This is a genomic window from Clostridium uliginosum, from assembly GCF_900112485.1.
In the GTDB taxonomy this organism is placed as follows: domain Bacteria; phylum Bacillota; class Clostridia; order Clostridiales; family Clostridiaceae; genus Clostridium; species Clostridium uliginosum.
On record NZ_FOMG01000016.1, the window covers coordinates 29,843 to 55,680 of the forward strand.

General features: G+C 27.2%; 19 protein-coding genes. 1 reads left to right on the forward strand and 18 read right to left on the reverse strand.

All coding sequences use genetic code 11. The annotated features are described in order from the left end of the window. Positions 1 to 27 precede the first annotated feature (27 nt). From BM027_RS11125 to BM027_RS11180, 13 genes are all read right to left on the reverse strand, one after another. Positions 28 to 669, reverse strand: a complete 642-nt coding sequence (locus BM027_RS11125) for an HNH endonuclease (RefSeq protein WP_207647599.1) — start codon at positions 667 to 669, stop codon at positions 28 to 30. Continuing rightward, a complete protein-coding gene (locus BM027_RS18565; RefSeq protein WP_139209545.1) occupies positions 666 to 3,908 on the reverse strand; it encodes a helicase HerA domain-containing protein in 3,243 nt (1,080 codons plus the stop codon). The genes BM027_RS11125 and BM027_RS18565 overlap by 4 nt, the downstream gene beginning before the upstream one ends. Positions 3,909 to 3,983: 75 nt before the next feature. Beyond that, the gene (locus tag BM027_RS11135) at positions 3,984 to 4,190 is read right to left on the reverse strand and encodes a hypothetical protein (protein WP_090091698.1); all 207 of its coding nucleotides are present in this window, start codon (positions 4,188 to 4,190) and stop codon (positions 3,984 to 3,986) included. 69 nt (positions 4,191 to 4,259) lie between these two features. Then, the gene (locus tag BM027_RS11140; protein ID WP_090091699.1) at positions 4,260 to 4,769 is read right to left on the reverse strand and encodes a hypothetical protein; all 510 of its coding nucleotides are present in this window, start codon (positions 4,767 to 4,769) and stop codon (positions 4,260 to 4,262) included. 10 nt (positions 4,770 to 4,779) lie between these two features. Then, positions 4,780 to 7,077: a dynamin family protein gene (locus BM027_RS11145; protein ID WP_090091700.1), complete on the reverse strand. Its 2,298-nt coding sequence runs from the start codon at positions 7,075 to 7,077 to the stop codon at positions 4,780 to 4,782. A 135-nt stretch (positions 7,078 to 7,212) separates the two neighbouring features. Beyond that, positions 7,213 to 8,172 (reverse strand): dynamin family protein, encoded by a 960-nt coding sequence (locus tag BM027_RS11150; RefSeq protein ID WP_090091701.1) that lies wholly within the window; start codon positions 8,170 to 8,172, stop codon positions 7,213 to 7,215. Positions 8,173 to 8,439: 267 nt separating this feature from the next. Beyond that, positions 8,440 to 8,676 (reverse strand): hypothetical protein, encoded by a 237-nt coding sequence (locus BM027_RS11155; protein WP_090091702.1) that lies wholly within the window; start codon positions 8,674 to 8,676, stop codon positions 8,440 to 8,442. A gap of 448 nt (positions 8,677 to 9,124) precedes the next feature. Then, positions 9,125 to 10,111: a helix-turn-helix transcriptional regulator gene (locus tag BM027_RS11160; protein WP_175559974.1), complete on the reverse strand. Its 987-nt coding sequence runs from the start codon at positions 10,109 to 10,111 to the stop codon at positions 9,125 to 9,127. A 194-nt stretch (positions 10,112 to 10,305) separates the two neighbouring features. Beyond that, the gene (locus BM027_RS11165) at positions 10,306 to 13,932 is read right to left on the reverse strand and encodes a leucine-rich repeat protein (RefSeq protein WP_090091704.1); all 3,627 of its coding nucleotides are present in this window, start codon (positions 13,930 to 13,932) and stop codon (positions 10,306 to 10,308) included. A gap of 399 nt (positions 13,933 to 14,331) precedes the next feature. After that, positions 14,332 to 14,490, reverse strand: coding sequence for a hypothetical protein (locus BM027_RS18245; RefSeq protein WP_175559975.1), 159 nt, complete (start codon positions 14,488 to 14,490; stop codon positions 14,332 to 14,334). A gap of 127 nt (positions 14,491 to 14,617) precedes the next feature. Next, the gene (locus BM027_RS11170) at positions 14,618 to 15,475 is read right to left on the reverse strand and encodes a DegV family protein (RefSeq protein ID WP_090091705.1); all 858 of its coding nucleotides are present in this window, start codon (positions 15,473 to 15,475) and stop codon (positions 14,618 to 14,620) included. A 565-nt stretch (positions 15,476 to 16,040) separates the two neighbouring features. After that, on the reverse strand, positions 16,041 to 16,805 hold the full coding sequence (locus BM027_RS11175) for a hypothetical protein (RefSeq protein ID WP_090091706.1): 765 nt from the start codon (positions 16,803 to 16,805) through the stop codon (positions 16,041 to 16,043). A 317-nt stretch (positions 16,806 to 17,122) separates the two neighbouring features. Continuing rightward, complete coding sequence (locus tag BM027_RS11180) at positions 17,123 to 17,845, reverse strand: glycerophosphodiester phosphodiesterase (RefSeq protein WP_090091707.1); 723 nt, start codon at positions 17,843 to 17,845, stop codon at positions 17,123 to 17,125. A 414-nt stretch (positions 17,846 to 18,259) separates the two neighbouring features. Here BM027_RS11180 and BM027_RS11185 point away from each other — a divergent pair, with 414 nt between their 5' ends. Then, positions 18,260 to 18,919, forward strand: coding sequence for an HAD family hydrolase (locus tag BM027_RS11185; RefSeq protein ID WP_090091708.1), 660 nt, complete (start codon positions 18,260 to 18,262; stop codon positions 18,917 to 18,919). A 250-nt stretch (positions 18,920 to 19,169) separates the two neighbouring features. Here the strand turns inward: BM027_RS11185 and BM027_RS11190 are convergent, their stop codons facing one another. The 5 genes from BM027_RS11190 to BM027_RS11210 form a co-directional block, all read right to left on the reverse strand. Continuing rightward, positions 19,170 to 20,726: a MutS-related protein gene (locus BM027_RS11190; protein ID WP_090091709.1), complete on the reverse strand. Its 1,557-nt coding sequence runs from the start codon at positions 20,724 to 20,726 to the stop codon at positions 19,170 to 19,172. Positions 20,727 to 20,845: 119 nt separating this feature from the next. Beyond that, a complete protein-coding gene (locus BM027_RS11195; protein ID WP_090091710.1) occupies positions 20,846 to 21,226 on the reverse strand; it encodes a hypothetical protein in 381 nt (126 codons plus the stop codon). A 194-nt stretch (positions 21,227 to 21,420) separates the two neighbouring features. Then, positions 21,421 to 21,702, reverse strand: a complete 282-nt coding sequence (locus BM027_RS11200; protein WP_090091711.1) for a hypothetical protein — start codon at positions 21,700 to 21,702, stop codon at positions 21,421 to 21,423. 574 nt (positions 21,703 to 22,276) lie between these two features. Further along, complete coding sequence (locus tag BM027_RS11205) at positions 22,277 to 23,794, reverse strand: methyl-accepting chemotaxis protein (protein WP_090091712.1); 1,518 nt, start codon at positions 23,792 to 23,794, stop codon at positions 22,277 to 22,279. A 527-nt stretch (positions 23,795 to 24,321) separates the two neighbouring features. Beyond that, the gene (locus tag BM027_RS11210; protein WP_090091713.1) at positions 24,322 to 25,575 is read right to left on the reverse strand and encodes a Y-family DNA polymerase; all 1,254 of its coding nucleotides are present in this window, start codon (positions 25,573 to 25,575) and stop codon (positions 24,322 to 24,324) included. Between the last annotated feature and the right edge of the window lie 263 nt (positions 25,576 to 25,838).

The following is a 25,838-nucleotide window of genomic DNA, read 5'->3' on the forward strand; positions in this document are numbered from 1 at the left end:
TTAACTCATTTTATCAAAGTTACTATTTTAATTAACTTCTGTAGAAGATTGTTCTTTTGAATGTGCCTTAGCTTCAGAAACTCCACCTGAATGACGAACATTTCCGTGTACCTCATTTGGTACTTTTTCCATGGTCTTACAATCACTTCGTTCATGCCAAGTATATTTATTTTCTTTCATCCAGTCTTTGACTTCTTCTTTTGTACACCCACGTTCCTCTGCTAACTTTTCAGTAGCTTGATCAAAATTTCCACCCTTTCCATAACGTCTAGATGAAAAATCATCTATTTCAACAGTTCCCTTTGAAACTTCTGAGAAATCTGGTTTACCATCTTTAAATGGAATACTGTCTATTCCATATTTATCTAAAATTTCTCCCCATGTCAATCCATCAGGATTAGCATATCTACTTTCTGGGATATGATCGCGATCCGGATACCAATTTGAGTTTCCTCGTTCTCCGTCCCATGTGCCTCCATGCCCTTCAAGCGGACATCCTTTAGCATCATTTGCTTCTCCAGTTTCTTTTTTATTCCCTAAAGGCTTATCAGCATCTTCAAAAGATTGTGAATTTGATTTTAAGTCTTCATTGAAGTTTGGCATAAAATCTTTATATGACGATACTTCTTTTACAGTTTCTTTTAATGCATTCACTAATCCTTCTATCATAATACCTTCCCCCTCATGTAATCACTCCAACCAAAGTAGAAGTTCTCCAAATCTTTTTCTTCCTTAGCTTTTTCTCTTAATATACATTGAAGAATACCATTTCTATATTCTTCATCTATTTCATACACAATTGGGTCAATATTATCTAAAACAATTATATTCCATTCCTCTATATCTTCAGTATTTTTAGCTAATTTAAGTGCTTCATCTTTAGAATATAGTTTTGAAATTATTCCTGATATATGTTTTAATTCAGATAAATCCTTTGTTTTTAGTGTTTTTATTATATTAATTTTTAAATCAGAAGTGAAGTTTGATTTTATTAACTTTTCTTCTAATTCATCAATATCATAATCAATTTTTTCTCCTACATGCTTAGAAAGTAATATTTTACTCAAATCTTTCTTAAAGGATTTATTAAATTCATTAGACTCTTCTCTTTCTACTAATTCTTTTTCTTCATTTTCAAATCTATCTACCTTGCATAATACTGGTTCTAACCAATTGTTTTGATATACTGCTGCTACTCCTGTTTCAAGTTTTGCTAATTCCACTATTTGATCATCATTTAATCCAGCTGCTTTACCTACAAGTTCCCTATCAGATTGTTCTGGTAATCTTAATATTATTTTTGTATTGGTATTTCTTATAGCTGACATATCCAATAAACCTGGAGCTTGATCTGCTATTATAAATCCTTCTCCATAAGTTCTTATTTCTGCAATCAAATTTGATATCATTTCAACTGATTTACCAATCATATTAGAACCTTCAGATGATTGTTCAGTAGAAGTTTTCTTTAATATATTATGTGCTTCCTCTAAAACTGTAATATGTTTTAGTGGTAAATTCATTCCACCTTGTGACATTCTATGTTCTTGAAGTCTCATTATAAGTATTCCCATAATCATTGACTTTGTTTCAACTGAACCTACTCTACTTAAATCTACAATAACATTAGAATCAAAAAGAATATCATTATCTATTTCATCACTAGCAAATATTCTTCCATTAATTCCATTAGTAAGAGATTTAACTCTTGTAACTAATGACCCTACATAATTTCCTTTTACTTCTTCAGAAAATGCTGATTCATTTACTACTTGGTTTAGTTTAATTAAAACATCTGCAAAAGTTGGAAATAAATTTTCATTGTATCTATTTTCCGATAAATCTAAATCCCAGCCTGAATCTTCGTAAGCTCTTTCTACTGCATCTTTCAATACAGCTGGCATTGCTGCATACATTGGCCAACAAACATTAAATATTTCTATTAATCTATCAATATGCTCTAATACATGTATTTCTTTAGAAAACTTGAACGGATTTATTTTTAGTAGCTTTGTTTTATAAGGATTTGTTCCAAGAACAGTTACATCTTCCCTATGACCTAAAACATTCTTGTATTCTCCTTTAGCTGGCTCTATTACTAAAAATTTAACCTCTCTATCATTTAAGCTTTCTAACATATTATAAATTGTATTTGATTTACCTGAACCTGTTGAACCTGTTATAAAAGTATGCATAGCAAGACTTTGTTTATCCAATTCCACTGATGTACCTTCACATTGTCCCATATGATATATGTTACCAAGTTTAAATCTATTATCACTCTTTTTATTAGAAAGCGTAAATATATTTCTTCCAAATTCAGTACATTGAACAACTGGTAAGCCTACAATAGATTTCTTAGGTAATGCTAATTGTATTGCAAGTTCTTTACCACTAACTATAGATGCTGGTGAAACTTTAATCTGCTCTTCATTTGATAAACTTAATTTAAATATTGGGTGTGATAACTTTTCAAGATACTTGCATACCTTCTTATTAGATTTTCCATCATACCAAGTGTTTATAACTGATGATTCAACAGATGAATTTTCTCCTCTCATTAAAGCATTATATGAACTTGACGCTCTCTCATTAACAGCTGCATTATTTGAAATAAAGTATGCTGCAAAACTAAATGTTCCAAAATCCTCACATCTTTTAATACGTTCTAATTGCTCATCTATCTTTTCAAGTAAGCTCTTAACACTTCTGTTTTCATAGCTTATTTGTATACTTCTTCCTCTTGTATTACCTTCACTTGTTGACGTACTATTTTGATTAGATTTAGAATTACTATTTCCTTCTTGATTACTTTCCCCATATGATTTTGATGTGTTATATGTTTCTCCAGTTGTTGTATTACTTGATGTAGTAGTACTCCCAATTAAAGCACTACCTATTGCTCCAACTGCACTTCCTATTGCCCCACCAATAGCTCCTGCTACTATTGCTCCACCAGGTCCTGCCACTGCTCCAATAGACCCTGCAACTACTGTCCCTATAGCACTACCAGCAGTTGCACCTGCAGCGCTAACTAGTCCACCTAAATTTTTAGTTTTTGATTTACCAAAACTATCAGATTTACTCCATCCATTAGATTCAGATTGATTTTGTGTATAGCTTATACTTGTATTAACTGTTTCAGTCATTCCAATAGTATTTCCTTCAGTTAATGTTAAAGTATCACTTTCATTAAAAGATAATTCACTCTTAAGAAAAGGTGTAAGCTGAGAATATAAACTTTCATATCCTGATTTCATCATTTGAACTTGTTCATTAGAAACAGGATCTGCTAAAAGAATTGCAGTATAATTTTTATCCTTAACAGAATCAACAAATTTTTCAAGCCCTTGAATATAATTTTCCGCATCCTTATTATCATTTAATCTAAGTGCTGCTACTCCAGATACAGATGTAATAATTTTACTTTCATCTTCAATATCAAAAATATCATCAAATAAATTTTCAAGTTTTTTATTTGTTAGATTATCTAATTCACTTCCTGCAAAATTTGATTTAAACGTCCCATCTAATATATCTGCTTGAACAGTTAAATCATTTTCTTCATCTTTGTTTATAACTCCAATATAATAATCAATCTTTTTTCCATCACTATTAATAATAGTTGCAACAGAAGCACCACTTAAAGAAGCTGCATTTAAAATTGTAATTAGCTTGTCCAATCCATCTTCATTCTTATTATAAACAAGCTTGTTTATCTTCATAAATCTTACTTTAGAAACAATATTAATCTTTTCCAATTCATAAGGTAACTCTTCAATTTCTAATTGTTCTAAAGATCTTAAATAGTTTTTATTCAAAATATTATCTGCATTAGCAAATGCTTGAATTAAATCATCTTTTCTTCTTATATCCAAGTTATTCTTTTGTTGTACCTTTAATTCCATATACATACCCCGCTAAATCTTTAGTATTATCAACTAGTCCACTGTCCTTTTTTCTTCCTTCTTCTTCTTTCTCATCTAATTTATCCTGTTTCCTTTTCCCCCTAATTTCTCTTCTTTTTTCAGCATTTTTATCAAACTCTGTGTACTTATTGTGTTGCTCTTCAATACAATTATTTTGCTCATTGGCTGTTTGTGTTTGCTTCTCTTGTAAATATTTTTGTTCTGTATTTTTAGACTTATAAGCATCAATTGAACTTTCATCTTTGCTTCCATTTTTGCCAAAATCACTAACTTCTTTGTCAGCTAAAACATCTTTGATATTTTCTAATACTGGTTGATTTAATGTGCAATTTACTTCATTATCTTTATTGCAATTGCTATTGCTGCCACCACTGCAATGCCTGCTATTATCTTTATTGAATTGTTCTTTTTGTTTTGATTCATTTTCGTTTGGTGGCTTATATGTTTTTTTTCAGAGTTTTCTCCATTTTTAGCTGTTTTAAATGCACTTTCTCCTGTATTTACCTTTACACAACTATCAATATATATTTTTTTACTTATCTTCTTAACATCCTTAATTCTTTCTTGACAGAAGTTAACCTTTAAATAATATACTGCTTCTGCAAAATCATCTTCTGTAAAACTTCTACCTTTAATAGTGTTGCAGACAATATCTTCACCATCAAATTTTTCATATATATTAATTCCCTTAGAAGTTATACGTTCTAAAGTATTATCAAATTCGCCATTTGAAAAACTTCTATTACTGAAAATTATTCCTACTAATGCACCTTTTAATCCCATTATATCTTTATTGGCTATACATTCTTTAACTAATTGATTTGGTTCAAAATTATTCATTTTCTTCCTCCTATATATTCATAATATTATCTATTTTTTTAATAACATCATCTATCCAAATCTTTTTTGCTTGATTTTCTTTAACACGTGCTATAATTTGTTCTCTACTAGCAGTCTTTTTATTTAAATCATCAATAATATCTGCCATTAATTTATCAAGCTTATTCAATTCATTTTCAAAATATTCCTTTAATTTTATTACCCTTTCTTTACCTTCTACTTTTGATGCTTTTATATTTTTATCAACTTGATTTTGAATTTTACTCATAGATACTTTTATTAATTCTTCTACATTTACTAATTTCTTTTCTCCAACTTTTTCATTTACAGTATAATATTCAGATTCTCCCCAAGTCCAAGGCTTGTACCATCTTTTATCAGTATTCTGCACTCTTTTTGATTGCATAATATCTTCTGTTCTTTCATAATTCTCTACCAAATTATCTACATCATTAATATTAATTTTTTGTATACTTCTAACTTTTTCAAAATTGAATCCATCTATTTTAAGTTCTGCCTTTAAAGTTTCTAAATACTCTTTATATTTCTTTACAAGTTTCTCTCCTTGATTTATAACTGAATCTTGGATTGCTGAATTTAAATTAATTTCTAAAGTTCTTTGCATCCCTTCTATATCCTTTTTGAATTTATTGATTTCTATCTTTGCAATACTTTCTTCTATTTCTTTTATATTGTTATATTTTCTTGTAATCTTATCAAAAGTAAGCAAAACATCTTTTTCTATAGATTTGAATTTAGAATCATCTATTCCAAAATTCTCAATCCTCTTTTTTAGTCTTTGTGCACCTTGACCTCTTCTTTTTTTCTCATTAGCATTTTCAATTTGTATTCTAACTTCTTCGTATTTTTTGCTATCCTTTGCTATTTCTTCATCTAACTTCATTTCCATCTGCATTTGGCCACTAATACTTTTAAGTTCACTTACAGCATCTTTTATTTTTATAGGATAAGCATATTTTTCAAGATATTCATTTATTGCTTCTTCTATAGCTGGTATTCCAGTATGTATAAGTGCTTCTTCATATTCATCGCCATTTTCTTTAGCTGCTTCTAATTTCTCTTTTAAATTTATTCTGCAACTTTCTGAAAGAGATGCCATCTTATCAAAATGATATCCTTCTAATTCTATAAAATCTTTGTATACAGACAAGTCTTTTTTTTCTTTTCTAGTAAGCTCTTTATCATTTTGATACATTCTTATAAGCTTTGCAGTTTGTGCTGATACTGGAAATAAATTTGGATCTTCAATTTTATATTTTAGTAAATATTGTTTTACTGAAGTTAATAATTTATCAATAGATTCTTTCTTTTCACAATCAAATTCATCACATTTGTTTATTGCAAATATAAATCTATCTTTAGATTGTTTTCCACCTTTTTTCATGGCTTCTGCAATCATTTCTAAAAGATTATTGTCATCATTTATTCCAAATTGAGTTGCATTAATTACATAAAGAACTATACCTTTATTTTTATCCTCTATTATGCTTTTAGTTAACTTTCCATGATCTGTATTTCTAGAATTGTTAGGTCCTGGAGTATCAACAATTAAAAGATTCATATTTTCTGATGAAATACCAGGTATTGGACCTTCAATATCAATATAAGTTACATTTTCATCTTCATTGTAGTTTTGTATATCTTTTAACTCCACTGCTTTCTTTTCATAAATTATATTTTCATTTTCATCTCTGCATTCTGCAATAAATTCTTTAAAGTCATCATTATCAGTAATCCTTGCAATAGTTGCAGTACATGCTTGGTTTTCTGATGGTAAAAGTTCATATCCTATAAATGAATTTATTAATGTTGATTTTCCACTACTCATAGTTGCTATAACATTTACTTTAAATTTTGATGATTTAACTTCTTCATAAGCGTTCTTTACTTCTTCAGATTTTAATTCTTTAATCGAACCATTATTAATAACATCTATTAATCCATCTATCTTTTTTAAAATCTCTTTATCATTTTTAGTTTCAATGTGAATTAATTCAATTGTTAAATCTTTGTTATTTTCATCTTTTTTATTTTTCTCAACTGTAATTTTCAAATCTTCAAAATCTATTTTTCTTCCTTCAAAAGTTATTTTAAGTTCACTATCATTAGTAGCTTTTTTAAGTTCATCTACAATACCATTCCAATTGTTGTCGCTTCTTTCTAACCAATACTGAAGTCTTTTTTTCCCTTGTGCTGCAAATGTACTATTTTCTCTTATAGGTTCATTATTAATTTTAAATTCTGTTTCTACTGTATATGGATTATATTTTATGTATATCTCTGTCATCTATTTTTTCTCCTTCTGTTTATTTCATATTTATATTTATATATATGTTGCAATAAAAAATCTCCAATAAATTAAGTAGCTGTTTAAGATTTTGTTGCACATTTAAATTTGTTATTACTTTTCCTTCATATTTATCTAATCTATACTCAGCTTAGGAGTATAATTAATATCTTTATCTAAAAGGAATTCTTCAATTACTTTCTCTACTAAATTTATTCCAGTATTATTTAATGCTTCTATTATATTTTTCTTTTTAAATTCATCATTTCCTATTTTTACGTACTCATCTAAATCACTTAATTCATTGGTTACTGAAAATAAATTCAAATTATAATCTTTAGGTTTAAATAATTCATAGTACTCATTGAAATCCCTTAATTCTTTACGTGTAAAACTTTTGCCTGATAAACATATTTTAAAAAGTTTTGCTGCTAAAGCAGAAATTGGGATTATTTTAGGGTTACTAACGCAATTATTTATTATATAACTTTTTATATTCTTAATAGATTGCATAACATCTTCTTTTTGTAAATCAAACTCATCCATTTTATTTATAACAAACAAAATTTTTAATTTATTATTAGATTTTTTAATTTTTTCTTTTATATAAGTCATAAGCTCTAAATCATCGTTTATCCCTATTTGTGTTGCATTTATTAAATACAAAATTAGGCCTTCATCAAGTGATTCTATAAACTTATATGTTTGCTCTTGATGTGAGTCATCTCCCGAAAAATTCGTTCCAGGAGTATCTATTAATACGGTAGCTTTAGATCTATTTCTTATTCCTGTGATGTTTCCTTCTATTACTATATCCTTAATGTTTTCATTAAAATTAAAGTCATCTACTACATTCTTATCAGTTAAATTTACTACTTCTTTATCACCATTATTATATTCAACATATGCACTAAATTCTTTGGCAGTATCATTATCTAATATTGGTATAATTTTGGCTGTACATGCTTGATTCTGTGATGGTAAAACATCTTGTCCAATTAATGCGTTTATAAAAGTTGATTTTCCACTACTCATTGTTGACACTACTGCAACTTTAAACAGTTTTGAATCATCTATACCATACTTTTTTAACATTTGTTTCTCCTTCTTTAGTTATTGTGAAAATTATCAATATTTCTTATTTATTCTAATTTTGAAATTTCTAACATTACTACTTATTAATAGATAATATCATCTTACTTATAACTTATTAAGTCTACCATTTTCTACATTTATTTCTCATATATCATTGTTTTTTTATTATATAATATCATATTCTGTAATATTATAGCTATAATGTAAGTACAATTAAAATTTAATAAATATCAAAGTTTATATTTATTAGAATATGCCTTATACTTATTAAGCCTTCTTGCCATTAAATATCTTTGTTAATATCCAAATTACTACACCAATAATCAATATCCATTTAGCTACAAACCCTAATAAAAAAATTATAATTGCACCTGCAGACCAGCAGCTCATAAAAGTTGAACTTATTCCTTTAAAACCAAAGTATGTTATATTAAACATATCATTAACTATTGAAAAAAATATCACGCCTAATATTAATCCACCTACAATACTTATAAATCCCATTTTTATCGTCTCCTTTTAATAAAATATTTAATCTACTCAAGACTTTCTCTTGACTATGACTATATTTTACCTTGTCCACATGGACAATATATGTCCTTAAAATAAAAAATCAATACAAAATATTTAAACATATCGCTATGTTTTAACAGAGTGTTGATATTGTTATATAATAGCGAACTGGCATTGAAATTTACTTTATAGAACTCTTAAGTGAGAGTCCAAATTTTATATTTGGTATCTCAAACTTACTCAACGAACGAATGTGAGTCGAGTTTCCTTGAAGATTTGTACTATTAATTGCTTGTCACAATCTTTGATTGGGAGCATGCATTAATAGGACTAATATTCATTTTAGAGTTCTCAAAGTAAATTTAACCGTCCATGAGCTTTATATAACAATATCAACACGGTTTTAAAGCAAAGCCAAACATATGAAATAAGATAGCTCTTATTTATATATTTCATACATTTTTCTTATGGTTTCTTTTATTTCTTCTCTATATTCTTCAGGTCTTATTACTTCCAAACATTCCTTTTGAGAAAGTAACCATCTCTTTACCCCTTCTCCATATACTTCTGCTTCAATTATTGGTTTATTATCTTTTTCATCATATCCTATTACTTTTGAGGTTGGTAATCTGTCAAGTATTGCCTCTAAAGAATGTCCCCAAAACTTAAATTGTATTTTTATCAATTCTCCTGTATACATAAATTGTATTCTTTTATGAAACTCTCCCTCTTCAAATCTATCTTTATATGGCATAGAAAATGTGCTCTTTTCTCCTTGCATTATATTGTATTTTTCAAATCTATCCACTCTAAATACAATTGAATGATTTTCATTTTTTCCTTCAATTTCACCAACTAAATAAAAGTAAAATTCACTAAATACTAATCCAAGTGGTTTTAATATATATTCTTTAATTTTCCCGTCTTGTCTTTCATATTTTACTTGGACTTTCTTTTGTTTTTGAATACTGATACTAATTTCCCAAATAAAATCAATTATATTTTTATTATGTTTAGGAGGCACATAATTAAATCTTTCATTACTAATTATCTTTTTTAATAACCCATTATCTTCGCATTGGGAATTCAATATATTTAATATTCTATCCATTTCTTGTTTTGAAAAAGCTCTTGATTCAAGAATTATTTTAGATAATGTAAAAATATCTTTATCTGCAAACTTAAATCCTTCACAATTAATCATTTCATATTTTTTTGTGTTTTTGTTATATATAATAGTTCTAGGCTTTTTTTTATCCTCTTCTAAATAATTTTTTAATTCTTTTATATCTCTTTGTATTGTCTTCTCATCAACACTATACAATTCTGATAAATCTTTCTTACTTTTAGAATCTCCTTTGTTTAATCTTTCATACAAGTTTAACATTCTATAAGTTTTTGAGTCTCCCTCTTTGTTTCCCTTCAATTTTCTATACCTCCAATACTTTCTATATAAGTAGTATATAATATATTTAGGACAAAAACTGTCCATACAAAAAAAATAGCTTACATCATTATTTCTAATGATATAAGCTATTTTATCTTCCTCATATGCTTCAAATAGTTTCTTCTTCTTAGATTCTTATATGGTATTCTAGCATGTGAATATAATTAAAATATTTAACTAATCAAAGCTCCATTAGCTCCTAATGCATATCCATCTATTTCTGTATTTGATGCCATTGAGCCATTAGAATTCAAGTAATACCATGAGCCATCTACCTTTTTCCAACCAGTAGACATAGCTCCATTACTATCAAGGTTGTACCAAGTATCTCCTTCTTGTTTCCATCCAGTTTTCATATCTCCATTTATTGTATCTAGGAAATACCAGTTTCCACCATTATAATCCCATCCTTTTTTCATCTCACCCTTTTCATTAAAAGCATACCATTTATTATTTACTAAGTTCCAATTATTCTCTACTCTTACTTTTGAAATTTCATCCATATAGTGCCAAGTATTATTTTCAAGTACCCATCCAGTCTTTAATTCTAAACCTTCAACTCTATAAGTAGAACCATTTATGGTATTCCAGCCTTCCTTCAACAAAAGATTATCAGCAGCAGGATCTTTTGTAACATAATACGTTTGATCTTTATTTACTGGTAATGCTATATTTTCACCATCCACAGTTACTACTGCTGAGACTTTTATAAATAATTTAGTTGTAGCATCATATTGGTAAATATATTTTAAATCTTTAGACTCATTATATCCAATTGGTAATTTAGCTGTTCCAGATTCAGAAGATGTTATCATAGATCCTACATAGTCTCCATTTTTATCTACTACATTTGAAACTGTTCCTCTTAAGTTTTTATCTCCCCAACTATTAGTTGATACAACTTTATTATCATTTGTTGTTTTTAACATTGAACCTAAATCTTTTTCTTTATTAGTTGGTTGTACTGATGCTCCATTACCAGTTGTTTCTTTACTAGTTGAACGTGAACCACTACTACTAGATGACTTATGCTTATGATGATTTGAACTGTTATTAGATAATTTAGATATTATTTTCTTAAAGTAAACAACTATATCACTTCCGTCCTTTTCTTCTGCATTAACAGTTCCTTCTATATAACCATTTCTATCTTCAGTTGCTTTTTCCTTGTTAAAGCCTGAAATAGTTACTTTAACTGCTGAACCTGTTGTAACTTGAGTTATAGTATCTATAATCTCATCCTTTGTAGTATTATTATTTACAGACATATTATCTAAAGTTTGTTTGATTGAATCTTCTAATTCTGAATTACCACTTTCACTAGATAATTTAGATATTACTTTCCTAAAGCAAACACTTATCTCACTTCCGTCTTTTTCTTCTGCATTAACAGTTCCTTCTACATAACCATTTGTATCGTCAGTTGCTTTTTCCTTATTAAAGTTTGAAATAGTTACTGTAATTCCTGCACTTGTTGCAATTTTATTTATAATATAATCTTCAGTTGTATCATTATTTACGGACATACTATCTAAAGTTTCCTTAATTTTATCTTTTATATTTGTCTTAACCTCATCGCTATAGGTAGCTTTAAAATTTGTTTCTTTAATAACATTATCAAATGTTGACTTTGATGCAGCATCATCTTTGTTAACCCATCCCTCAAAAGTTTTACCATTTTTAGTTGGGTTTTCTATAAGCCCATCAACTGACATCCACATTTTTACGTAACCAGCTCCTAATTTAGAATTATCTTCATCGTAAAAATATACTTTATTAAAACCTGGAATTTCTAATTTTTCCATAGTTGATTTACTTGCTTTTATTATATTTATATTTGAACCCGTACATGCATCGTTCCCTATACTTGTTACACTGTTTGGAATTGTTAGACTTTTTAATCCATTACAATCATAAAATACTTTTTCCCCTATACTTATTACGCTATTTGGGATTTCTATGCTTGTTAATCCATTACAACGATAAAATGCAGCTTCCTCTATACTTGTTACACTGCTTGGGATTGTTATACTTTTTAAGTTACAACAATCATAAAATGCATATCTCCCTATACTTGTTACATTCTTTGGGATTATCATACTTGTTATTCCACAACCATAAAATGCACTACCCTCTATACTTGTTAAACCTTCTGGGATTGTTATACTTGTTAATACATTACAACCATCAAATGCACGTCCCTTTATACTTGTTACACTATTGGGAATTTTTATACTTGTTAATTTTTCACAACCCGCAAATGCCTCTCCCTCTATACTTGTTACACCATCTGGGATTGTTATACTTGTTAATTGATTACAATTATAAAATGCTTTTTCCCCTACACTTGTTACATTGTACTCTTTCCCATCAACATTAATAGCATTAGGTAATTTTACTTCACTAACTTCGCTTAAACTGTTACCGCTTACACAAACTGTGTAGTTATTTCCAGCACTTGTATCTGTATATTTAATATTATTAATAGTACATTTCTTATCATGATCCCATGTTGCTGTTGGTACTGTCGCATCTTCATAGGTAGCTTTAAAATTTGTTTCTTTAATAACATTATCAAATGTTGATTTTGATGCAGCATCATCTTTATTAACCCATTGCTTAAAATCTTTACCAGTTTTAGTTGGGTTTTCTATAAGCCCCTCAACTGACATCCACATTTTTACGTAACCAGCTCCTAATTTAGAATTATCTTCATCGTAAAAATATACTTTATTGAAACCTGGAATTTCTAATTTTTCCATAGTTGATTCACTTGCTTTTATTATATTTATATTTGAACCCTTACATGCATCGTTCCCTATACTTGTTACACTGTTGGGAATTATTAGACTTTTTAATCCATTACAATCATAAAATGCCTTTTCCCCTATACTTGTTACCTTGTCTGGAATAGTTACACTTGTTAACCCATTGCAAGAATAAAATGTACCTTCCTCTATACTCTTTATATTGTCTGGGAGTTTTACACTTGCTAAATTACTACAATTATAAAATGTATATCCACCTAGGCTTGTCACATTGTTTGGGATTTCTATACTTCTTAACCCACTACCAGAAAATGCACTACCCTCTATACTTGTTACACTGTCTGGAATTGTTATACTTCTTAATTCACCACAACTAGCAAACGCATTTTTTCCTATACTCTTTACACTATTGGGGATTGTTATATTTTTTAATCCACTACCATAAAATTGCTGTTCTTCTATGCTTGTTACACCGTCTGGGATTTCTATACTTGCTAATTTAATACAATTAAAAAATGCAAATTTCCCTATACTCTTTACACTGTCTGGAATTGCTATACCAGTTAATTCTTCACAACCATAAAATGCCTTTTCCTCTATACTTGTTACACTGTCTGGGATTGTTATACTTGTTAATACTTTACATTTATTAAATGCTTCTTTCCCTATACTTGTTACATTGTACGTTTTTTCATTAACTTTAATAGAATTAGGTAATTTTACTTCACTACTTTCACCTAAAGTGTTACCGTTTACATAGACTGTATTGTTATTTCCTTCAGCTGTATCTATAAATGTAATATTTTTAATAGTACATTTCTTATCAGAATCAAAATTTGTTCCTTCATCTGCTGTCCAAGTTGTAGGATCAACCTTCTCAGTGTTTATTGGGCTTGTACTTTTATTATCAGAACTAAAATTTGATCCTTCATCTGCTGTCCGAGTTGTAGCAAAAGCCACATTAGTATTTACTAAGCTTGTACAAAGTGCTATTGTCATAATTCCTGCTATTGTTGCATTTCTTTTTAACATATTCTCCTCCTCAATCACCTTTTTTATTTCTAATTTACAAATACTTTAGTATTCTTGATAGCTTATAATTATGTATAAATGTTTATACATATATCTTGGCTATTTTTAAATGTATTAATTTACAATATATAATTATTATATACATATATAGTATATTTTGTAAATAACATTTTAACAAAGTAGGTATATACCAAAATTTTATTCTATAAAACATATAAAAATATACAATAAAATTTCTATACTTTATTTCATACCATCATAACCCTCAAAACAATAAATAATAACAAAGAAATAGAAATAACATTTATTAAAGAAGACTAGAAAAATTTCGCTAATAGTTTCTAACATTTAAAGTTGTACCCATAAAAGATTGCTCCTAATATGAATTAGGACAATTATTTATGGAACAACTTCAAATGAAGAAACTCTAAGCTTATTTTTCAATGCTTCTTCCACAAATGTTATTTCTATTTTTTTTTGAATATACATCATATCATTAAATAATTTGTATTCTGAGACAGCCCTTTCTGATATCTTATAATTCTTTACTATCTTCAATAAATGTAATCACATTCTTAATTATATTTGTCTATATTTTTAAATAATGTTGATATTCTAATATAAAGGCGAACTGGCATTGGGATATCAACATTTATTTAAAACACAGCCTTATATTTAAATTGCCTTATCTCATATTTTTTTCTGTATAATATGTAATACCAATTGCACCAGGCCCAACATGTGTTCCAATAACTGGTCCTATTGAACATATTCCAATTTTAATTTTTAGTTTTTCTTTCAATTCATTTACAAGTTGCAATGCCTCATCATAAGCATTAATATGATGCACTATAATTTCCCCTAACCCATATTCTTCAATATCCTTAAACATTTTTTCAGTCATAGTAGTTACTGCTTTTTTCTTTGTTCTAACCTTTGTTAAAATTGTTGTTACCCCATTTTCTACAGTTAAAATAGGAATAATCTTTAAAAAATTACCGATTAAAGCACTTGCACTACCAATTCTTCCACCTTTTTTAAGATATTCAAGTGTATCTGGAACAAATAGAAATCTACTTCTTTTTATATTGTCTTGTGCCATTTCTTTAACTTCATCTAAACTCTTACCTTCTAACGCCGCCCTTGCTGCTACAACTACTGAAAAACCAAGTTGCATACAATTTGAAGTAGAATCTACTATTTCTATTTCAGCATTTTTATATACCTCTAAAATCATTTCTTTTACCATGTGTGCAGTTGAATATGTACCACTCATATGTGACGATATAAAAATACAAAGAATAGAATCTCCCTTTTGAACCATCTTCTCCATCTCATTGTATAGTTCCTGCACAGAAGGTTGTGAAGAAGTTGGAATACCTTTTTCCTCCATCATTTTATAAAAAACTTCATTATCTATATCTATTTCTTTAAAACTCTCCTTTTCAAATATGACGTTTAAAGAAACTACTTTTATATCTAATTCATTTTCAATATTCTTATCCATATAGCTAGTACTATCCGTTAAAATTTTTACTCCCATTACATTATTACCCCTCTACTCATCTTATATATATCATCATAACTATTGTCATAATCTGTTGCTTTTATTATAGCACGAGCCAATAATACTTTTAGGCATATTAAAGAAAATAACAAGTCAAAGATGCGATGTATATTTTGAGTCAGACGAGGAAGTATGGTTACCTCATAGTGGTCTATTAGGTGAACATGCTGACGAAGTATGACACAAAATAGACAAGCTGACTTACTTGTTATTTATTTTAATATGCCTTAATAGCATTGGTTTGTTTCTTCATATCCTTATTATTATGAATTTCTTGAGCTACTAAATAAAAACATTTATCTATACTAGTCAGTATACAATATATAATATTAACTTTTCAATAAAAAATTATAGACTAGCTGACTTACTTGTTATTTTTTTAATATGCCTTATCTCATATATATCATCATAACCATTCTTATAATATATTTGCTTTTATTATATGTTTCACAATACTGTAAGACAAATATTTATCATCAATATTCTTATTAAAACAATAGGAGAAGCTTTACCTCCCCCATCTAAATTTGATTCTCCTCCACTAATAATATTCCTTATCCTTAGAGACTCCTCTGTATAGAAAGTTTTCTGTTGCTGAATTTTCTTTTTCAAAAAATTCATAAGCTCCTATTTCTATTACTTTTATATCGTTATCTAATAAATTTGCAAAACTCTCTATATAGCCTATGGTATCTGCATTAGAAACTCCAATTACCCTCTGTCTTATAAATAAGTAATAATTTTTCTCAAATACAAGTTTAATAGGATAGGCTCCATTAATTGCTGAAATAGTAGGTTCCTCAAATTCCTTAACTTGCCCATTTTTATCATATACTATATCTAAATAAATCTTAGGTCTTTTAGAAATATCAAACGTATAATTTTCTTTTAAGATAACTGAATCAACTAAAACTTTATAGCCTTCTAAATATTTTGATGTAAACTTATATTTTTCTGAAAACATGTCTGGGTTAAATATTTCTACAAGTTTTCCATTTTTATAATCATAAATTGCTGCTATAGCATACCCTCCTGTCCCTCCAAATTCGCCTCTTACCATTATCTCATCTTTGCCATCCCCATTAAAATCTCCTAGAAAAAGTTCTAAATAATATCCACCATATGGAATTTTAGTAGTTATCGTTGCTCCACCACTATGTGGATTTATTACTATACTTACATTCTCCACATATGGACTATCTTTCTCTAAATGACTCCCTACTAAAATCACTTTATCATTTGTATATTTCTCAATTACATTTCCAGCTTTTATGTCTAATATTATTTGATTTTTCAAATCATACATGTATAAATCTCCCTTAAAATTTTCATTACAATATATAGTATTAAAATTTCAATAAAAAGTTATAGACTAGCTGACTTAACAAATCCTAAATATGAATTTTCATATATCAAAGAGTATTAATTAATATTAACTATTTTAAAATTATGATACAAAAAGGAAATGAATGCACATATGTGCGAAGTGTTACATTAGCGATTTAGATGGCTTTGTTTCTCTTATTTTTATCTTATTCATTTATATAACCTTATCTATACAATAAGATATTTTTATATCATCTTACCTATATAAAAATATCTTATTATAGAATATTTCTTAAATTATAATAGTTCTTTTAATAAATTGGGATAATTTGTTATAATTGCATCTACACCTAAATCTATCATCTTTTTCATATCTTTTTCATCATTAACTGTATAAATGTTTACTTCTAAATTGTTATCATGAGATCTTTCAACTATTTCTTTTGTAACACTGTTATATTCAGGATGAAGAGCATTTGCACCAACCATTTGCACATAATTATATGGCTCAAATATGCAATCTCCATATAATAATCCTGTTTTAATATTCCTGGCTAATCTTATACATCTTCTTATTGAATAATGATTAAAAGATGAGATTATCACCTTATCTTCAATATGATGTTTGCTTATTAAAGCATATATTATTTTTTCAATATTTTCATAATCAATAATACTATTTTTTATTTCTATATTAATAAGAAGATCTTTATCACTAACATATTCTAAGAATTCATCAAATGTTGGAATTCTCAATCCTTTAAATTTTTCACCAAATTTTATTCCTGCATCTAACTGCATTAATTCCTCTAACATATGATCTTTAATAAAGCCCTTGCCTGTTGTAGTTCTATTGAGTTCTTCATCATGGCAGATTACAGCATATCCATCTTTTGTTAATTGAACATCAATTTCAATTCCATCACATCCAACTTCAATAGCCTTTTCAAAAGCTAGCATTGTATTTTCGGGATATAATCCACTTAACCCTCTATGCGCAATATTTAATGTTTTTTTCACAACAAATCCTCCAAACTTAATGTACCTTAACACGCTTCTCTACCTTCACTATTACATATAAGCCACATATTATTTTAATAATTATTATACTACAATTATATCATTATATACGACTCATCTTTGGAGCAAACTGTTTTGGATGCAACTTCTAATGTTAGAAACATCTAATAAAATTCTCAGTAACATGAACAACAACTTACTCTTTCTTTTTGTTTTTTATGAACTACTTTAAAATCATCACACAAATCAAAGAAATGAAAAGATATATATGTGAAATATTACATTAGAAATCAGATTTACAATTTTTATAAATACATTCTAAATATTACAAATAAAATTATAACTATATTTGATTAAAAATTCACAGTATAATATTAGTTGATAAAATAATATTAGGAATCATGGAGGTAAAAAATGAATAATCAATTTACTAAAGCTGTTATATTTGACATGGATGGAGTTCTTGCTGATACTGAGCCTATATATTTTCAAATAGAAAGAGATTTATTTTCACACTTTAAAGTTACTATATCCAAAGAGGAACATGAATCTTTTGTTGGTACTAGTTTAGAAAATATGTGGGATAAGATTATAAAAGATCATAGTTTAAAAGAGTGTAGAGATAAGATAATTGATTACAATAAAAATTATGTTACAAAATACATAGAAAATTTACTTGAATTATCACCTACAAAAAATGTAAAAGAATTTCTTAAAGATTTAAAAGAAAAAGATATAAAAATAGGATTAGCTTCATCATCATCCAAAAATTTAATAAATATAATTTTAAATAGGTTAGATATCAAAGATTTTTTTGAGGTTATTGTTAGTGGCGAAGATGTTAAACAAAGTAAACCTAATCCAGACATATTTTTAAAAACAGCAGAACTTTTAAATGTAGCTCCAAATGAATGTGTTGTAATAGAAGATTCATCAAATGGCGTAAATGCAGCTAAAGAGGCTGGGATGAAATGTATTGGATTTTTAAATCCCAATTCAGGAAAACAAAACTTAGAAAAAGCAGATCTTATAATAAATCAATTTCCCAAAGAAATTTTACATATAGATCTTTAAAATATCAAAAAATTTTCACCAAACAAAAAAATGAATGGCTATATGTGTGAAGTGTTACATTAGAGAATTTAGCTGGCCTTGTTTCTTCATTAGAAGTTGTTCCAAAATTGTTTGTCCAAATTTTATATTTGGAACAAACTGTTTTGGGTGCAACTTCTAATGTTAGAAACACCCAGCCAAATCCTCAGTAACCACAACACATATATCCATTCATTTCGATTTTTATGCACTATACTTAAATTAATGACTCTTAAATGTATCCTTCAATATTTTCTATTCTTTTATATGCATTTTCTATTATTTCTTTAGGATATCCAACATAATCAAGAAGCTTAATAGCATTTCTTGTTTGTGAAACACCTTTTTTTATTTTATAATCAAAACTCAATCCATGTTTGTCATCTACACTTTCACTAAAATAATAAAAATCATAATTCCCTTTAAGTATATCTGAAAGTTCCTTATCATGTGTAGCTACTATGCAAATAGATTTTTCTTTATTAATATATTTTAAAATTTCTGCTGAAGAAGATATCCTTTCTATAGGATTAGTTCCTCTGAAAATTTCATCTATTGGACAAAATACTGCTACATTATTTTCTAGTGATTTTATTATCCTTAAAATAGATTCTGCTTCTGCTAGATAATAACTTTTCCCATTCATAATATCATCTTTAGGACTTATTGATGATACAACATAAAAGAAAGACGCTTCATATTCCTTAGCCAAAACAAAATTAAATGTTTGTGCTAAAATTATATTAGTGCTTACCATTCTTAGGAAGGTAGATTTACCCGACATATTCGTTCCTGTTAATACTATTCCCTTATTATAAATTTCAATAGAATTTTCAACTGGATTCTTTAATAATGGATGAATACCATCTTTCATTTTTAATGATGTTTCAGTAACAAATTTAGGTTTAGAACAATTTTCTTTATTACAATCTTCATAAATTGCAATTGAAGTTAAAGCATCTAATTCTCCAACTAAATAATATAATTTTAATATAATATCTTTTTGTTCAATTAATTTCCCACTTATTTTATAGTAAGTAGATTCCTCAATGAAAAAAGGAATTGCAAACATTTCTAATAATCCACCAAAAGCATTTAATGCTTTTATTGTCAATGTAGCTTTATCTATAGCTTTTAATTGATCCAATAATTGTTTAATTTCTTCCATATGTACTTCCAATTCATCATTTTTAATTTTTGATAAACTCTTAGCCCCATTTATTAAATCTCTTAAATATGTAAGTCCTACAGCCTTTACATTTGCACTTTCTTTATTGTGAATAAAAATTGTTAAATACACATACACAGCTAATATTGCCATAAAATAAGGTTGCTGAAATAAAATAGCACAAATTATTAAAATTATAGGTACCATTCCTAAAAGAGAATATATATAAAACTTTATTTTGTTTACAGAAAGCAAACCATTTATCATTTCTATCAATCTATTTTTATTATCAAATCCTAAATTATAAAATATACATCTTAATTTTATAGTTAAATCTAAGTCTTTCTTAAATAAATTAATAAAATTACTTCTCTTATTTAATTTTTCTTCATCCATCATCGGATTTCTAAGCATTTTATAAAGTGCAGATTCTCCAGCGCTAGAATAAGTTCTATCTACTTCAGTAAATACCTCATCCATTATTAAATCATCCCAGGTTTGATTATCAATAGTGTACTTATCCTTTTTTTCTAAATCAAATAATACTCGTATATTCTTAAAATTTCTCTTTCTATCTTTAATCTGTTTTAATTGTCTTTTTATAAGTTTTTTAAGATCCATAATACTAACCACCTTACAAAAATTGTTTCTTCATTATATATGTTTATCTTAAATGTTGTTGTCATCTGTAATCTTCTTATTATTAATTCCTAAGGCATATTAAAATCATGATATTAATTTTATAAATGTTTTTTGAATGATATATTATTTTTCTTAAAGAATATATTAATAATAAATATAATAATAAAAAAATTTATTGAACATAAAGAAATATTTACATCCTTACTTTTGTAAAATGTATCTTCTATTCCCACGAAAAAAAATGTTCCTATAAATGTTATAATTATAGGATGAATAATGTAAGCAACGAATTTATTTATAGCATTCTTAGTATCATCCTTAATGTTTGATGATGCTAAAGCTAAACCTAAAAATGATATAGAAAGTAGTAATTTAATAACTGAATCTATATATAATTTATCTATAAATGATCCTACGCTAATTAGAAAAAAAACTATACCAACAGTTAGCCATAATTTACATCTTTTAATATTATTCATGTAAGCGTCCCCCTTCTAAATATTCATCTAACAACTACTTAGTAGCTTTCCTTCCACCTTCTAATTCAAATTGATAAGGCACATTTTTAAAAATAACAAATCAGTATGCTTTTATATTCTGTGTCATATGCATAAATACATCGTTAATATAAAAATTTAACATAATAGTTTTTAGATAATTTCAGTAAAATATATTATTTATCATCCTTTTTGTTACTATTATCTACTAAAGAAAAGAGCCAAGATGGAAAAAGCAATGCAGATCCTACTGTACTAACATATTTAACTTTATCTCCGCCTTCAGATAGTAAAGCCATAATCAAGAATAATAAGGAACCAATATAATATATACTAGCAAATATCATATTTGCTTTTTCACCTGTTCTAAAACCTGGTACATGTTTTAAAAAATGTTTAAACATTAATATGATGCATTGTAATTTAGGTAATTTAAATAATTTCCTAATTCCGCTCATTTTGCGCCCCCTATAGCCCATAAATATATCTTATTATAGCATATTTTGTTAAATAATTATTATTCAATTTTCAAAGAATATTGTCCATTAACTAATTTACCTTATCACCAAACAAAGAAATGAATGGACATATGTGTGAAGTGTTACATTAGAGGATTCAGCTGGCTTTGTTTCTTCATTAGAAGTTGTTCCAAAAATTGTTTGTCCAGAGTTTATCTCTGGAGCAAACTGTTTTGGATGCAACTTTTAATATTAGAAACCTCCAGCTAAATCCTTAGTAACCGCAACACATATATCCATTCATTTCGATTTTATGCACTAAATTTCAAATAATTAAAAATTATCACCAAACAAAGAAATGAATGGCTATATGTGTGAAGTGTTACATTAAAGGATTCAGCTGGCTCTATTTCTTCATTAGAAGTTGTTCCAAAATTGTTTGTCCAGAGTTTATCTCTGGAGCAAACTGTTTTGGGTGCAACTTCTAATGTTAGAAACCTCCAGCTAAATCCTTAGTAACCGCAACACATATATCCATTCATTTCGATTTTTGTTCACCACTTTAAATGTTTTCCTAAATTGCATTCTTTAAATCTTTGATTTTTTCTACATTTTCATTTATTTTATCTATTAACTGCATAGCTGAACTCAATTCTTCAATATTTTGAATTGTCATTGAATTTGCTTCTTGTGAACTTGCTGTAGTCTGTTCACTTATAGCAGATAAATCATTAATTCTTTCATTTATTTTATTACTAGAACTTAATATGTTTGAAATTTTATTATTAACATTAACTATACTGTCATCAACATACCTTATTTTTTCAGACATATCATAAAAAGTATCTCTAGTTTGTTGTATAATGTTATTTTGCTCATTACTTGCTTCCTTTAGCTTATTAACTGAATTAACCGATATGTCAGATTTATTATTTAATTCAGCTGTAATACTTGTTATTTCATCAATAGAATTTTTAGACTGTTCAGCTAATTTTCTAATTTCCTCTGCAACTACTGAAAAGCCTCTTCCCGTTTCCCCTGCTCTTGCTGCTTCAATTGCTGCATTTAAAGCCAAAAGATTTGTTTGTTCAGATATACTCATTATTATAGTTGTAATCTTATTAATTTCATTAACCATAACTTTTAGTTCAGATATATTAGTATAAACACTAATATTATCTTTATTTACTAATTCATTTTTTTTCATAAGTTCATTCATTATCTTTATACTATTCTCTATACCACTTTTAGTATCTAATGCATAATTAATCATTTTATTAGATATTTCAGATGTGTTTGAAATATCTTTTTGAATATTCATTGTTAAATTCAATTGTTCTTGAATACTGTCCGTAGTATTAGAGGCTCCAGTTGCTATTTGATCTACTGCATGATTTGTTGAATTCGAAGCTTCAACAATTTCATCCATGATTTTAGAAATTTCTAATATATTATTACTTAATATATTAGCCACATCTATAATCTCATTAGCCACTTTCTCTTTTTTCGCTTGTCCTTGTTTTATGTTCTCAATTTGTTCCATATTAAATCTCTTTATTAACTCTGTAACTTTAGATGTTGTATATAAAGTTAAAATTATACATAATATTTGTATCTGATAATCATTAACATTATTAACACTATTTAAATTCATATAAAATACCGAATAAAATATTCTTACTAAATTTATAATTAAAACAGCAACCCCTGTTACTTTTATAAGCTTTCTGTCATAATAACTAATTAAAGCAACCAATACTGGTAATATTGATAAGCTCATTATTGGAGTTAAATCCATAAATATAGCATATATATACATTACAAATACACATATTATAATACTATATTTAAACTGATTGTTGTCCCCCTTTTTCTTAAAATAATTGAGTACTAATATTGCCATTAAAGATATGGCAACAACAATAATTAATACATTTAAATCATTAGTTTGGGTAAAATATCCTATAATATATGAAATATCAACAAAAAAATAAATTAAATAAAATATTCTCAACAAAAAATTATTAACTCTCTTAATACTTGTTTCATCTAAAGACTCTTCACAATTTCCTTCTTTTTTTTCTTTAAGCATATTTTTTTATCCTTTCATGAGTTTAAATTTTGTATAAAATTCACAAGATACATTATTTTTTTAAATTCTAATTACAGTTTACTTTCTTCTCCTATCTCCATATACTTTACTCAATTAATCTATTAAAAATAATCGAACATCCTAAACACTTTGTGTTGCATGTTTTCCATATTTCTTTATATTTAGATATAATTTTACCACTTCAGAGAGTTTTTTTCAATTGATTGTTGAGTATTACTTAAATAAATATTACATAAATATCAAGTAAAAATAAAAGAGTTGTCTCATAATACAAATCATCTACTGATATGATGTATATTCAAAAAAAAGAAATAGAAATAACATTTGTGGAAGAAGCATTGAAAAATAAGCTTAGAGTTTCTTCATTTGAAGTTGTTCCATAAATGATTGTCCTAATGCATATTAGGAGCAATCTTTTATGGGTACAACTTTAAATGTTAGAAACTATTAGCGAAATTTTTCTAGTCTTCTTTAATAAATGTTATTTCTATTTCTTTGTTATTACTTTACTTGTTAATTCTGAGACGGCCCCCATCAAATCCTGTATCATGATTTTTTAATTGTTTTACTTCTGAGTTTAAAAATGTTGATCTAATAACTGAATCCTTACCATATTTATTTCTTAATTCATCTAAAACCTTATCTAAATTCCTTTGCTTTTCTGCATTATTAAAATCAAACAAGTTTTCTTGATAATATTCATTACTACAAAGTTTTGTAAGCCTTACACCTAATAGTCTTATCTTTTCGCCTTTCCATCCTTCTTTAAATGCTTCCTTAACTGCTTCAAATATTACACTCGTTGAGTCTGTAACATTCCTTAGTTGTTTTTGGTGTGAATAACAAATAAAGTCATTAGTCTTAATGCTAACAACAACAACGCCACAAAAATTATTACTTTCCCTTAACCTTAATGCAGATTTTTCTGTAAGAGATAAAAGCACTTTTAATGCTTCTTCCATTGTTTCAATATCATAAGAAATAGTAGTTGAATTTCCTATACCCTTAATCTCTAAATAATTAGACTTTTGTATTTGTGAATTATCAATTCCATTAGCATATTCATATATTAGTTTTCCATGTGAATGTAATATATTGGTAAGAATCTTTACATCAAATTTAGCTAATTCCCCTATTTTATAAATATTTATTTTATGGAGCTTCTCTTTTGTTGCTCTTCCGACCATAAATAAATCTTCAACCGGTAAATCCCACATTTTTTTAGGTATTTCATCTTTGAATAAAGTGTGTATAGTATTCTTAGGCTTAAAATCACTTGCCATTTTAGCTAGTAATTTATTTGTAGAAATTCCAATGTTACAATTAAATCCAAGCTCTTCACTTATCCTTAATTTAATTTCCAGTGCCATTTTCTTATAGTTTTCTTTAAAATGACTACAATCCATAAAACATTCATCAATACTATATCTTTGAATGTTAGGAGAATATTCATTAAGCAATTCAACCATTGCATTACTACACTTAACATACCACTCAAAATCTAGAGGATATATAATAAGATTTCTGCACTTTTGTCTTGCTGAATATATAGGCTCCCCTGTCTTAATTCCAAAATTCTTTGCAGGTATTGAAGATGCTAAAATTACTCCATGCCTTTTTTCCTCATCCCCACCTATAGCAGAAGGTACTTTTCTAATATCAATTTCACTTTTATCTTGTAAAAGCTTAATTGCAGTCCATGAAAGAAAAGCTGAATTTACGTCTATATGAAAAATTATTCTTTCCTTATTATTACTCACACTAGCCAACTCCTAAACATATGTTCTTATTCAATATTATAATGAACATATGTTATATTGTAAATAGATTATACTTTTTAATTTATCCTAGAGATGCCTAATCTATGAACAGTTTAATTCACTTAGAAAACTCCTCTCATATGCATTCTCTAAGTGAGTTCAAAATGAAAATATAAAAGCTCACAGAGAAAGTTTGAGCACTCTGAACAATATGTAACAATCATAAACACGGTTTTAAAACATAGTCTAATATATACAAACTA